General features: G+C 64.1%; 12 protein-coding genes. 6 read left to right on the top strand and 6 right to left on the bottom strand.

Features of this window, described 5'->3' with window-relative positions; translation table 11 throughout:
- Positions 1–8: 8 nt before the first annotated feature.
- Positions 9–431 carry a hypothetical protein gene (locus MesoLj_RS10525; protein ID WP_140772785.1) on the bottom strand — a complete coding sequence of 141 codons (423 nt, stop codon included), beginning with the start codon at positions 429–431 and terminating at the stop codon, positions 9–11.
- Between the two features lie 2 nt (positions 432–433).
- Positions 434–1,687 (bottom strand): sarcosine oxidase subunit beta, encoded by a 1,254-nt coding sequence (locus MesoLj_RS10520; RefSeq protein WP_140771954.1) that lies wholly within the window; start codon positions 1,685–1,687, stop codon positions 434–436.
- Between the two features lie 319 nt (positions 1,688–2,006).
- Between MesoLj_RS10520 and MesoLj_RS10515 the strand changes: the two genes are divergently transcribed.
- The 6 genes from MesoLj_RS10515 to MesoLj_RS10490 all read left to right on the top strand — a co-directional run bounded on the left by MesoLj_RS10515 (position 2,007) and on the right by MesoLj_RS10490 (position 6,932).
- Positions 2,007–2,393 (top strand): SET domain-containing protein, encoded by a 387-nt coding sequence (locus MesoLj_RS10515; RefSeq protein WP_064981678.1) that lies wholly within the window; start codon positions 2,007–2,009, stop codon positions 2,391–2,393.
- 176 nt (positions 2,394–2,569) lie between these two features.
- On the top strand, positions 2,570–2,836 hold the full coding sequence (gene rpsU / locus MesoLj_RS10510) for a 30S ribosomal protein S21 (RefSeq protein WP_010911429.1): 267 nt from the start codon (positions 2,570–2,572) through the stop codon (positions 2,834–2,836).
- A 192-nt stretch (positions 2,837–3,028) separates the two neighbouring features.
- Positions 3,029–3,868: a tetratricopeptide repeat protein gene (locus tag MesoLj_RS10505; protein ID WP_202325942.1), complete on the top strand. Its 840-nt coding sequence runs from the start codon at positions 3,029–3,031 to the stop codon at positions 3,866–3,868.
- Positions 3,869–4,074: 206 nt separating this feature from the next.
- Positions 4,075–4,551: a DUF992 domain-containing protein gene (locus MesoLj_RS10500; protein WP_202325941.1), complete on the top strand. Its 477-nt coding sequence runs from the start codon at positions 4,075–4,077 to the stop codon at positions 4,549–4,551.
- A 165-nt stretch (positions 4,552–4,716) separates the two neighbouring features.
- Complete coding sequence (locus tag MesoLj_RS10495) at positions 4,717–5,202, top strand: DUF992 domain-containing protein (protein WP_140771961.1); 486 nt, start codon at positions 4,717–4,719, stop codon at positions 5,200–5,202.
- A 293-nt stretch (positions 5,203–5,495) separates the two neighbouring features.
- Complete coding sequence (locus tag MesoLj_RS10490; protein WP_140771963.1) at positions 5,496–6,932, top strand: MFS transporter; 1,437 nt, start codon at positions 5,496–5,498, stop codon at positions 6,930–6,932.
- 26 nt (positions 6,933–6,958) lie between these two features.
- Here MesoLj_RS10490 and MesoLj_RS10485 read toward each other — a convergent pair whose 3' ends face one another.
- Genes MesoLj_RS10485 through kdpB form a run of 4 tightly spaced genes read right to left on the bottom strand, consistent with a single transcriptional unit; the run spans position 6,959 to position 13,104 of the window.
- Entirely contained in the window at positions 6,959–7,648 is a 690-nt protein-coding gene (locus MesoLj_RS10485; protein ID WP_140771964.1) for a response regulator transcription factor, read from the bottom strand.
- Positions 7,648–10,377 carry a sensor histidine kinase gene (locus MesoLj_RS10480; protein ID WP_202325940.1) on the bottom strand — a complete coding sequence of 910 codons (2,730 nt, stop codon included), beginning with the start codon at positions 10,375–10,377 and terminating at the stop codon, positions 7,648–7,650. Before MesoLj_RS10480 ends, MesoLj_RS10485 begins: the two co-directional genes overlap by 1 nt.
- A gap of 58 nt (positions 10,378–10,435) precedes the next feature.
- On the bottom strand, positions 10,436–10,999 hold the full coding sequence (gene kdpC / locus MesoLj_RS10475) for a potassium-transporting ATPase subunit KdpC (protein WP_202325939.1): 564 nt from the start codon (positions 10,997–10,999) through the stop codon (positions 10,436–10,438).
- Positions 11,000–11,010: 11 nt separating this feature from the next.
- Complete coding sequence (gene kdpB, locus MesoLj_RS10470; RefSeq protein ID WP_202325938.1) at positions 11,011–13,104, bottom strand: potassium-transporting ATPase subunit KdpB; 2,094 nt, start codon at positions 13,102–13,104, stop codon at positions 11,011–11,013.
- Between the last annotated feature and the right edge of the window lie 152 nt (positions 13,105–13,256).

Genomic DNA, 13,256 nt, shown 5'->3' with positions numbered 1-13,256 from the left:
GTTCGTTCCTACAATTCGCCGTGGCCGACGCGGGCGCCGGGGGGTTGGTCGCAAAGCTTCTGGCCCATTGCCGCAAACGGCGCGACGAGCCGGATGCGCTCCTCGACACTCGCGGCCGGACGAAACAGGTCGCGATACGCCATGTTGCCGATGGTGAGTTGCACCGGATCCGTCGTGACGATGACGCGGCGTGGCTCGAATGGATCGTCCTCGCCGAGATCGGCAGGCCTGTTCTCCACGAACATCACCACCTTCTGGCCACCGCTCCACACGCAGGCCAATATGCCGTCGTCAACGGAAAACGGCCAGTTGGCCTCGTTTCCGGCGCGGCTGATCGGCTGCGTGCGCACCTCTTCTGGCGACGGCAAATGGAACATGCCCTGTTCCCCCGCCAGCATCAGCGGCATCGCGACAGCCATTTCGGCCATCATCATCAGTGCGCCACCGCCGCCGCAGCCGCCTCGTCGATCAGGCGGCCGGTGCGGAAGCGCTCGATGGTGAAGGGCGCATTGATCGGATGCGGGTCGTCCTTTGCGATCGTGTGGGCAAAGACATGGCCCGACCCGGGTGTGGCCTTGAAGCCGCCCGTGCCCCAGCCGCAATTGACATAGAGGCCCGGTACCGGGGTCTTGGCCAGGATCGGCGAGCGGTCGGGCGTGACGTCGACGATGCCGCCCCAGGAGCGCAGCATCTTCATGCGCGTGAAGATCGGGAACATCTCGCAGATGGCATCCAGCGTATGCTGCAGAATGTGCAGGCCGCCGGTCTGCGAATAGGAGACATACTGGTCGGTGCCGGCGCCGATCACCAGCTCGCCCTTGTCGGACTGCGAGATATAGGCGTGCACCGTGTTCGACATCACCACGCAGGGCACGACCGGCTTGATCGGCTCCGACACCAGCGCCTGCAGCGGATAGCTTTCCAGCGGCATGCGCACGCCGGCCATATTCATGATGACCGAGGAATGGCCCGCGGCAACCACGCCGACCTTCTTGGCGCCAATGAAGCCGCGCGTCGTGTCGACACCCATGACCGCGCCGTTCGGCGCGCGCTTGACGCCGGTGACCTCGCAATTCTGGATGATGTGGACGCCGCGCGCCGAGGCGCCGCGCGCATAGCCCCAGGCAACGGCGTCGTGGCGCGCCGTGCCGCCACGGCGCTGCAGGGCAGCCCCGACGACCGGGTAGCGTGCGTCCTTCGAAATGTTGAGCGGCGGGCAGAATTCCTTCGCCTGCTCCGGTGTCAGCCACTCATTGTCGATGCCGTTCAGCCGGTTGGCATGGACATGGCGCTTCAGCACCTGGATGTCGTGCACATTATGCGCCAGCATCATGACGCCGCGCGCCGAATACATGACGTTGTAGTTGAGCTCCTGGGAGAGCCCGTCCCACAGCTTCAGCGCGTGGTCGTAAATGCCGGCGCTCTCGTCATAGAGATAGTTGGAGCGGATGATGGTGGTGTTGCGGCCGGTGTTGCCGCCGCCGAGCCAGCCCTTTTCCAGCACCGCGACATTGGTGATGCCGTGCACCGTGGCAAGATAATAGGCGGTGGCCAGGCCATGGCCGCCGGCGCCGACGATGATGACGTCGTATTCCTTCTTGGGCTCGGGCGAGGACCATTGCTCCTCCCACCCCTTGTGGCCGCGCATGGCCTCGCGGGCGATGGCGAATACCGAATATTTTTTCAACGTCCCAGCCTCGCGCCAACAGATCTCGCGGATTGCAGCCAGGCTTTTGTCAGGCCCGGCGCGCGAGGTGTATCACTAGCGAAACAGCGCTTCCACCCTTGCGCTGTTTGCGACGGCGCTTGCCGTTTTGCGCCGCGACGAAAAAGACCCATGCGAGGGCGTCGAGACATTGGCCGGTTCGGTGGCTTCCGTCGATCAACCGGACGTGAAGGGTTTTTGCCGCCAACAGGCCTGTTCGTCCAAGTGACGCAGCTTGCCGGTCTTGCTTTTTCCGCGCGATTTGGCGATTCCGTCTCGTGTCGAAACGGGTCCCGAAACCATGATGCTGATCCGAACCTATGTCGCCGCGAGCGCAATCGAGGGCGTCGGCATGTTCGCCGCCGAACCGATCCGGAAAGGCGCCTCGATCTGGCGGCTCGACCCGGATTTCGACCGGCTGATCCCGATGGACAAATACGAGGCCGCACCGCAGCCTCTCAAGGAATTGCTCGATCGCTACGCCTATCCGAGCCCTGATCGGCCGGGTTTCATGGTCTATGAGGTCGACAATGGCCGCTTCATGAACCATTCGGCGACGCCGAACACCGACTTTTCACAGTATGGCGGCGCGACCGCGACGCGCGACATCGCCGCGGGCGAGGAGATCACCTGCGACTACGGCGAATTCTTCGAGGATTTCGAGCGGCTGCACCTGGCCACGGCGTAGTCGGCGCCCTATCTCGGCGCTACCGTGGCAATTTGGCAGACGTCCTGCATTTCGACTGTGGACAGCGCGGCCTGATTCTGCTATCAGCCGCCACAATTCGTGGTGTCGACCGCCGCGGAGGCTAGTGGCTATGGCCACTTGCCTGATGATATCAAACCCGAAAGACAGGATTGCCCGTGCAGGTACTCGTCCGCGACAATAACGTTGATCAGGCGCTTCGCGCGCTCAAGAAGAAGATGCAGCGCGAAGGCATTTTCCGCGAAATGAAGATGCGCGGTCACTACGAGAAGCCTTCCGAGAAGCGCGCCCGCGAAAAGGCCGAGGCCGTCCGCCGCGCCCGCAAGCTGGCCCGCAAGCGCGCCCAGCGCGAAGGCCTGCTGCCGATGACGCCGCGTCCGGTGGCTGCCGGCGGCGCTGCCGGTGCAGCGCGTCCGCCGCGCTGATTATCGCCAATATTTCGTCCTTTTCGAAGGATACTGAGGTGGCGCGATGCGGAATCGCCGCCACCTTTTTGTTTAGAGCGACTCGCGACCATCTGGGCGCACAAATCACGCTCTGACAGTTTATGACATTGTGACCCGGCCCGGAGGGGGGAACCGGACCTGAACGACGGCGCAAGTGAGGACAGGGCAGACATGAACGCAACAAGCGTGGAGCGCGGGACCGCATTGCGTGGTTTCGCCCTGACAGCGGCCCTGCTTTCCCTGATGCTTGCCGGGTGCCAGACATCGGGGCCGACCGGCGAGTTCAACAACATCGACAAGGCGCAGGGATCGAGCGAGAACATCTCCTCGCTGTCGACGGTGATCCAGCGCAATCCCCAGGATCCGGAAGGCTACAATGTGCGCGGTTCGGCCTATGGCCGTGGCGGCCAGTACCAGGCGGCGCTCAAGGACTTCAACCAGGCCATCCAGCTCAACCCGAATTTCTACCAGGCCTATTCCAACCGGGCTCTCATCCAGCGCTTCCTCGGCAACCAGGAAGCCGCTCTCGCCGACTACAACCGATCGATCCAGATCAACGGCAATTATGATGCCGCCTATATCGGCCGCGGCAATCTCTACCGCAAGGCGGGCCGGACCCAGGATGCTTTCAGCGACTTCCAGAAGGCGATCCAGCTCGATACGACGGACGCCCGCGCCTATCACAATCGCGGCCTGATCTATCAGAGCCAGGGCCAGCACAAATTCGCCATCGAGGACTTCTCGACCGCCATCTCGCTGGCGCCGGATGCGGCAGAGCCCTACAACGGCCGTGGCCTCTCCTATCTGGCGACGGGCGACGAGGACAATGCCTTCTCCGACTTCAACATGGCCATCAAGCTCGACGGCAAGAACGCCGAGGCCTGGGCCAACCAGGCGCTGATCTACGAGCGGCGCGGCGACAAGGCCAAGGCGGCGAAATCCTATCGCGAGGCCGTGCGCCTCGACCCCAGCTATCAGCCGGCCAAGGATGGCCTCGCCCGCGTCAGCTGACCTCGGCTTCGGCCGATCCCGATATTGCAGCGCCATCCCGCGTGTCCAAAAGGACACGCGGCGCTGAAGATCGCCCGCAATCCGGCAACCGTGCATTAACCCCTGCGGCAGGCCGTTAACCCTTGCCTTGTTCGCGCCAAGTTTTCAGCGGAACGGTCTGGCCATTCAAGCCGTTATTTCCAAGCGATTTGCGAAAGGACCCTCCCATGATCAAGAAACTCGTCTGCGCCGCTGCCCTTGCAACGACCGTGTTCGCTGCCGCCCCGGCCAGCGCCGGCAGGCTGCAGCTCGGCACGCTCGACTGCACCATCGACGGCGGCACCGCCTATATCGTGGCCTCCAACAAGGGCGTGTCCTGCGTCTTCCGTCCTCACCATCACGGACCGTCGGAGATTTATACCGGCGTCATCTCCAAGATCGGCGTCGATCTCGGCCAGACGCATCAGGGCCAGCTCGTCTGGGCCGTGCTGGCCGCAACCCGCGACCGTGACGCGGGTGACCTTGCCGGCAGCTATTATGGCGTCAACGCCGAGGCGAGCGTCGTAACCGGCGGCGGCGCCAATCTGCTGGTCGGCGGCTTCGACAGCGCCTTCATGCTGGAGCCGCTCAGCGTCCAGGCGCAGACCGGCGTCAACCTCGCCGTGGCTGTCACCTCGCTTCAGCTGATCCACTCGCTCAAGTGATCGCAAGGAGCTACTCGCTCCTCTCTACCTTGCGGCGCGGAACCATATAGGATGGTTCCGCGCCGTTTGATTTTACGAGCAATTCCAGGAAAAGTGTGAAACGGCTTTCCGTCTGGAATCGCGTCACAAAAAGATAGAGCGGTTCCGAACCGCCCGGGGAACGCCATGCCGAAGACAGCCATCGCCGCTGCCGTGATTGCACTCGTGCTTGGCGCGGCACCAGCGCAGGCGCAGGACCGCGGCATCGAACTCGGTACCCTTGAATGCGCCATATCAGGCGGCACCGGCTTCATCTTCGGTTCGTCCAAGGACCTCAGCTGCACCTTCACTCCGGCCGACAAGACCTTCGCGCCTGAGGCCTATTTCGGTGCCGTCAACAAATACGGCCTCGACATCGGCACGACCAAGCAGGCGGTGATGCAATGGCTCGTGCTGACGCCGCTGAAGAACATCTACGCGCCCGGTGCGCTGGCGGGCGACTATATCGGCGCCAGCGCGGAGGTCACGGCGGCCGTTGGAGCCGGCGCCAATCTTCTGGTCGGCGGCTCTTCGCAGGCTTTCACCCTCCAGCCACTCAGCCTGCAGACCCAGACCGGCGTCAATCTCGCCATCGGCGTCAGCCAGTTCCAACTGCGCAGCATCGAGAACTGATCGCGTCAAGGGCGGTCGCTTGTCGTTTCGTCATCAACTCTGAGGAATGGTGGCGTCTCTGAGCCTGGCGTTTAGGGTGACGACGAAGTTGCGAGGCTTCGGCCAATCTCGAACGTTGCGATGATCCACCGAAACGAACCGCTTGAACTCAACCGTGGTTGAGGTCTTACAAACCTGCCCCGACTGAGCAGCGCCTGGATACGGCGCTATCGCCGCGCATGGTCCTGCCGGAAAGCCTTGCTGGCTTCTGGTGCCGTACGCCGCGATCGAGATATGCAAAGCATAGGGTGGATATGACTGAAATCAGCACAAACAGGGTCGACTGGCGCGCATTGTGGGCGAGCGGCGACCTGGCGCGCTTCTGCTTCATCAGCCTCGGCATCCTGCTGCACGCTACCAATGAGACGATGGTGGCGACCGTCATGCCGGCCATGGTCGGTGAAATGGCCGGCGTACAGCTCGTCGGCTGGTCGCTGGCGGTCTACGAACTCGGCGCCATCGTCGCCGGCGCCGCGGCCGGACGCATGGTGAGCTATGTGGCGCTGCGCACCAACATGGTCGTCGCGGCCCTGCTCTATGCCGCCGGCGCGCTGATCTGCGCCACCTCTCCCTCCATGCAATTGTTCCTCGCCGGCCGCCTGATCGAGGGCCTTGGCGGCGGCGCGCTGGTGTCGCTGGCCTTCGTCTCGGTCGAGCGGCTGTTTTCACGCGCCATCTGGCCGCAGCTTTTCGGCATCATGTCGGCGATCTGGGGCGTCGCCGCCTTCAGCGGCCCGTTGCTGGGCGCGATCATGACCGAGCTTCTGTCGTGGCGCTGGGCCTTCGGCGTCTTCACCTTCGGCGGCACCGCCATGGCTCTGGCCAGCTTCCTCGTTCTGAACACTCCGGAAGCAAAGCGACCCATCGCCGGCGCGGGCAAGGCACCCCCCTTCCCGTTCGCTGCGCTTGGCTGTCTTGCCGTCGCCGTGGTGCTGATCGCCTCGGCCGGCGTTGATATCGCGCTGCTGCGCTCCTCGCTGCTGATCGTGCTGGGCCTGGCCGGCCTGGCGCTGTTCTTCTACGTCGACGCGCTGAAGCCGCGCTCACGGCTTTTCCCGGCGCGGCTGTTCTCGTGGCGGACGCCGGTGGGCGCGGGCATGACCATGGTCGCCGCCTTTTCCATCGCGACCTGTTCCTTCGGCGTCTACGGACCGCTGCTTTTGACCAGCCTGCATGACATTCCGCTGCTGACCACCGGCTACATTATCGCTGCCGAATCTATCGCCTGGTCGATCCTGTCGATCCTTGTCGCCAACGCCCCGCCTCAGCGCGAGCGGCTGATCATTGTGTGCGGCGCCTTGATGATCGCGGCGGGCATCGCCGGCTTCGCCTACACGATACCGCTCGGCTCGATCCCGCTGATCCTGCTCTGCGCCCTGCTGCAAGGCGGCGGCTTCGGCATCGCCTGGCCGTTCCTGACCCGCGTCATCGTCGCCTCCGCTCCGGACGACGAACAGACCATCGCCTCGGCCGCGGTGCCGACCATGCAGCGTATCGGCTATGCCGTGGGCGCCGCTCTCGCCGGCATCGTCGCCAATGCCAGCGGCTTTTCGCAGGGGCTGAACCACGACGCGGCGGCCAATGTCGCGAGCTGGCTCTTTCTGGCCTTCGTCCCGCTTGGCATTCTCGGCTGCCTGGCGGCCTTGCGGGCATCATCGACGGCAAACCGGCCGCTGGAAGCCATTGGCTGACTCGGGGTCAATCGAAGGAGATTGTCCTACTCGACCCGCAAACGATAGCCGACACCGGTTTCGGTGGTGATGTAGCGTGGCTGGTCCGGGGTCTTCTCGATCTTCTGCCTGAGCTGCCTGACATAGACCCTGAGATATTGCACGTCGGTCGAGTCCCCCCAGATCTGCTTCAGGATGAAGTGGTGGGTCAGCACCTTGCCGGCATGCTGCACCAGGATGCGCAATATGTCGTATTCCTTCGGCGAGAGCTTTATCTCCTTGCCCTCGACCTTGACGATGCGCTTGACCAGATCGACGCTGAGGTCACCGCTCTGGAAAATCGGCTTCTCGCCCTGCTGCTGGAATTTGTGCCGCAGCGCCACGCGGATGCGCGCCACCAGTTCGTTCATGCCGAATGGCTTGGTGACATAGTCGTCGGCGCCGAGTTCCAGTGCGTTGACGATACCGGCCTCATCGGTGCGGCTGGAGAGGATGACCACGGGAATGTCGACGCCCTCGTCACGCCATTTGCGCAGGAGATCATGGCCCCCCATGCCGGGCAGGCCGAGGTCGAGCAGCACCAGGTCCGGCTTTTCCTGTTCCATCAGCTCGATCGCCACCTTGGCGTTCGGCGCCTCGCTGACCGAATAGCCCTGGCTGCCAAGCCCGACCCGCAGCAGCTTGCGGATCGGCGGCTCGTCATCGACAACCAGTATCCTGACATTCGAGTTGGTCATCACGGCTGATCCACGCTGGTCTCTTCGCCACGATTGTCGGCATCGGGCATTTCCGCCGGCACCGGCATCCTGATGGTGAAAGCGGCACCGGGGCGGTCGGTCCGGTTGGCGGCCGAGATCGTGCCACCCATCGATTCGACGAAGCCACGGCAGATCGATAGACCTAGCCCGGTGCCGGCGCGCACCTGGTCACCCTTGCGCACCCGATAAAAAGTGTCGAAGACGCGTTCCAGGTCCTGCGCCGGGATGCCCGGCCCCTCATCCATGATCTGCACGATGACGGACCCATTGTCGGCCCATCCCTGCACGCGGATCGTTGAGCCGGGCGGGGAATATTTCGACGCATTGTCGAGAAGGTTGAACAGGACCTGTTCGAACAGCACGGGATCGAGCTTCAGCATCGGCAGATCGGATGGAATATCGACCTCGATCTTGTGTTCGCTGGTGATCTTGCGGGCGCGGTTGAGCGCCGTGCCGACGATATCCCCGACATAATGGAGGGCGTAATTCGGCTCCATCGCACCGGATTCGATCTTGGTCATGTCGAGCAGGTTGGCGATGAAGCGATTCAGCCGCTCCGATTCGTCGATCACCGTCGACAGAAGCTCCACCCGGTCCTGCTCGGGCAGATCGGGCGCGAATTCCTTGAGCGTGCCGGCCGCTCCCATGATGGCCGAGAGGGGAGTTTTCAGATCATGCGAAATCGAAGTCAGCAAAGCCGAGCGCAGCCGGTCGGCTTCGGCGGCGAGCTTGGCGCGGTCGACATCGGCGACGAGCTGGATGCGTTCGATCGCCACCGCCGCCTGATCGGCCAGCGCGTCGAGCAGGCGCTGTTGCTCGGGCGTCAGCAGCGGGCCCTGCTTGTCATTGTCGAGGCCGACGACACCGATCGCGGTGCGCCCCGTGCGCAAGGGAAGGTAGAGGCGCTTGGCGCCAGGCAGCGTGTCGGCGCCGCGCCCGGCGGCGCGGTTGTGCTCCCAGGCCCAGCGGGCTGCGGCGATGTCGGCCTCGGCCAGCGTATCGTCGGGCGGATAGCCGGCCTTGACGGTAATCGAGCCGTCTTCCGGCAGCAGCAGCACCACGCGCAGCTTCAGCATCGAAGCGATCTGGAAGGCGGTGGCCCACAGCACATCGTCGAGCGTGCCGGCGCCGGCGAGCTTCTTGGAGAAGAGATAAATATCTTCCGTCGCCCGCGCCCGCGAGCGGGCGGCGACCGCCTGGCGCTGCACGCGCGCCGTCAGGTTGCTGGCAATGACGGCAACGACCAGGAACACGCCAAGCGCGACAATGCTCTCCGGATCCCGGATCGTCAGCGTATAGCGTGGCTCGAGGAAGAAATAGTTGAAGGCAAGGGCGCTGACGACACAGGCATAGAGAGCCGGCCAGAGGCCACCGGTCACCGCCGATGTCAGCACCCCGATGAGGAAGATGATGGCGAGGTTGCGAACGTCGAGAAACTGGTCGAGCAGGACGGCGAAGGCCAGCGAGCCGGCGACAAACCCCGTAGCCTTGAGATAGGGCCATATCTGGAATTGCCATTGCTCGTCGGCCGCCCTGACGCTTCTCGAACTAGCCTCGGTGTCCCGCTCGGTACCCGAAATGACGTGGACGCTGATATCGCCGGCATTGCGGATCAGGTCATAGGTAAGCGAGCCCTCGATCAGCTCGCGCCAGCGCGACCGCGTCGGCCTGCCGACCACGATATGGGTGAAATTGTTCGCCGTCGCATGGCGCACAATGTCCTGCGCGACATTCTGGCCGGGAATGGTCGTCACCTCGGCGCCGAGTTGCTCGGCAAGGCGCAGGAGCGTGGCGAGCCGGTCCTTGTCTTCCTCGGACATGCCGGCCGAGCGAGGCGTATCGACATGAAGCGCCGTCCATGGCGCACGAAGCCGGTCGGCCAGCCTGCGTGCGTAGCGAATGCGGGCCGCACCGCCCGGTCTTGCGTCGACGCAGACGAGCACCCTCTCGCCCGCGGCCCAGGGACCCTGGATGGCATGGGACTGCATGTGATTGAGCAATTGCTCGTCGACACGCTGGGCCGTGCGGCGCAGCGCCAGTTCCCGCAGTGCCGTCAGATTGCCTGACGAGAAATAATTCTCGATGGCGCGCTGCGCGGTGTTGGGGAAATAGACCTTGCCCTCCTCCAGTCGCTTGATCAGGTCGTCGGGCGTCAGATCGATGATTTCGACGTCATCGGCCTGGTCGATGATGGAATCGGGAACCGTTTCACGCACCCTGACCCGCGTGATCTGCGCCACGACGTCATTCAGGCTTTCGACATGCTGGATGTTGAGCGTCGTGTAGACGTCGATGCCCCGCGCCAGGATCTCCTGGACGTCGAGATAGCGCTTGGGGTGACGGCTGCCGGATGCGTTGGTGTGGGCGAGTTCGTCGACGAGAACCAGCGCCGGGCGCCGGGCGAGAATGGCGTCGATATCCATCTCCTCGAGGATGCGCCCCTTGTAGTCGACCTTGCGGCGGGGGATGACTTCATAACCCTCGACCAGGGCCTGGGTTTCCCTGCGGCCATGCGTCTCGACGATGCCGATCACCACATCGATGCCGTCGGTCAGCCTGGCGCGGCCCGACATCAGCATTTCGTAGGTCTTGCCGACACCGGGCGCGGCGCCGAGGAATATCCGCAGCCGGCCGCGCCCTTCCCGCTCGGCATGCTCGAGCAGCGCGTCGGGGGAAGGTCTGTTCTCGTTGCTTCTGTCTTCCGGCATCAAGAACCGATCATGAATGGCGCCGGGGATGCTGTCGATCCCCGGCACCGGCCATCACTTATTTCGCGGCGTCCAGCGCCATGTTGAGCGTCAGCACATTGACCGCCGGCTCTCCCATGAAGCCGAGTTCCCTTGCCTCGACCTGGCCGTCGACAAGCGCCTTGACCTTGGCCTCGTCGAGGCCCCTGGCCTTGGCCACACGCGGCACCTGGAAATAGGCGGCCTGCGGGCTGATCTGCGGATCGAGGCCGCTGCCTGACGTCGTCACCAGGTCCATCGGCACGGGTTGGTTCGGATTCTCCGCCTTCAGCTTCTCGGTGTCGCCCTTGATGCGGTCGATCAGCTTGGGATTGGTCGGGCCGAGATTGGAACCGCTGGAGGCGCCGGCATCATAGCCGTTGCCGGCGGCCGAAGGCCTGCCATGGAAATACTTGTCGCTGGCGAAGGCTTGGCCGATCAGCTCGGAGCCGATGACCTTGCCGTCCTTCTCGATCAGGCTGCCATTGGCCTGACGCGGGAATAGCGCCTGGGCGATGCCGGTCATGCCCAGGGGATAGACCAGGCCGGTCAGCACGGTGAAGAAGACGATCATGATGATCGCGGGTCTGATTTGCTTGAGCATCGGAATGATCCTTATGCAAGGCCAAGGGCCGTGACGGCCATGTCGATTATCTTGATGCCGACGAACGGCACGATGATGCCGCCGAGGCCGTAGACGAGAAGGTTGCGGCTGAGCAGCGCGCCGGCACCGATCGCCCGGTATTTGACGCCGCGCAGCGACAGCGGGATCAGCGCGATGATGATCAGCGCGTTGAAGATGATGGCGGACAGGATGGCACTCTGCGGCGTCGCCAGATGCATGATGTTGAGCGCCTGCAGCGGGCCGGTTGCCTGGCCGGGCGCGACATAGAAGACGGCGAACATGGCCGGGATGATGGCGAAATACTTGGCCACGTCGTTGGCGATCGAGAAGGTGGTCAGCGAGCCGCGCGTCATCAGCAGCGCCTTGCCGATCTCGACGATCTCGATCAGCTTGGTCGGATCGCTGTCGAGGTCGACCATGTTGCCGGCCTCTCGCGCCGCCACCGTGCCGGTGTTCATGGCGACACCGACATCGGCCTGCGCCAGCGCCGGCGCGTCGTTGGTGCCGTCGCCGCACATGGCAACCAGCTTGCCCTTGGCCTGCTCGTCGCGGATCAGCTTCAGCTTGTCCTCGGGCGTCGCCTGGGCAAGGAAATCGTCGACGCCGGCCTCCGCCGCGATTGCCGCCGCCGTCATCGGGTTGTCGCCGGTGATCATCACCGTGCGGATGCCCATCTTGCGCAGCTCGGCGAAACGCTCGCGTATGCCGCCCTTGACGATGTCCTTGAGGTGCACGATGCCGAGCAGGCGCCCGTCCCGCTCGACCGCCAGCGGCGTGCCGCCGGACTTGGCGACCTCGTCGGCGATTGCCTGCAGATCCCTGACCGTATCGCTGTTCGGCCGCGTCGCGTGGCCGGCTGATGTCGACTGGTTGACATGGGCAAGCACGGAATCGACTGCGCCCTTGCGCACCGAGGAGCCGTCGACGTCGACGCCGCTCATCCGGGTCTGCGCGGTGAAGGGAACGAAGGTTGCGTGCAAAGTCGCCATGTCGCGGGCGCGGATGGCATATTTCTCCTTGGCCAGCACGACGATCGAACGGCCTTCCGGCGTCTCGTCGGCGAGCGAAGCAAGCTGCGCGGCGTCGGCCAGTTCCTGTTCGGTGACGCCCTTGACCGGACGGAATTCCGTCGCCTGGCGGTTGCCGAGCGTGATCGTGCCGGTCTTGTCGAGCAACAGCGTGTCGACGTCGCCGGCGGCCTCCACGGCACGGCCGGACATGGCGAGCACATTGAAGCGCACCAGCCGGTCCATGCCGGCAATGCCGATGGCCGACAGCAGCGCTCCGATGGTGGTCGGGATCAGGGTGACGAACAGGGCAACCAGAACGGTCACCGAGATATAGCCGCCCGAATAGGAGGCAAAGCTCGGGATCGTCGCCGTGGCCAGCACGAAGATCAGCGTCATGCCGACCAAGAGGATGTTGAGCGCGATTTCGTTGGGCGTCTTCTGGCGTTCGGCACCTTCGACCAGCGAGATCATGCGGTCGAGGAAGGTGTGGCCGGAGGCGGCGGTGATGCGCACGCGGATCCAGTCGGACAGCACCTGCGTGCCGCCGGTGACGGCCGAGCGGTCGCCGCCGGATTCGCGGATGACGGGGGCCGACTCACCGGTGATCGCCGCTTCGTTGACCGAGGCGACGCCTTCGATCACCTCGCCGTCCGACGGGATGATGTCTCCAGCTTCGACCAGGACGATGTCGCCGACCTTCAGGCTGGTGCCGGGCACGAGCTTGAACTTGGTCCTGTCTTCGCCGGCCAGGAGCTTTGCCTGGGTCTCGGTGCGCGCCTTGCGCAGTGAATCCGCCTGAGCCTTGCCGCGCCCCTCGGCGACGGCTTCGGCGAAATTAGCGAACAGCACCGTGAACCACAGCCAGATGATGATCTGCAATGTGAAGCGCAGATCGCCGCCGCCGACGATGAGATCCCTGATGAACAGCACCGATGTCAGCGCCGAGACGACGGCGACGACGAACATCACCGGGTTGCGGGCCAGCGTACGCGGGTCGAGCTTGCGGAAGGCACCGCCAATGGCGGGCCAGAGAATGCCGGCATCCATGATGCTGGCCGATTTCGTGTGACTCATTTTGAAGCTCCGGCTTCAGTGTTGGTGGGCGGCACCGGTCGGTTGGATGCCGAAAAGGGTGGGCCGTAGACCAGCAGCCAGATCACGATCATGACCGCCGCAATGCCAAGGAATGTGGACACGGTCGGGAAGGGAGGAGGCTTCGCCTCCCC

This window comes from Mesorhizobium sp. 113-3-9, assembly GCF_016756515.1.
Taxonomy (GTDB): Bacteria; Pseudomonadota; Alphaproteobacteria; order Rhizobiales; family Rhizobiaceae; genus Mesorhizobium.
This window is presented reverse-complemented; position numbering and strand designations above follow the sequence as displayed.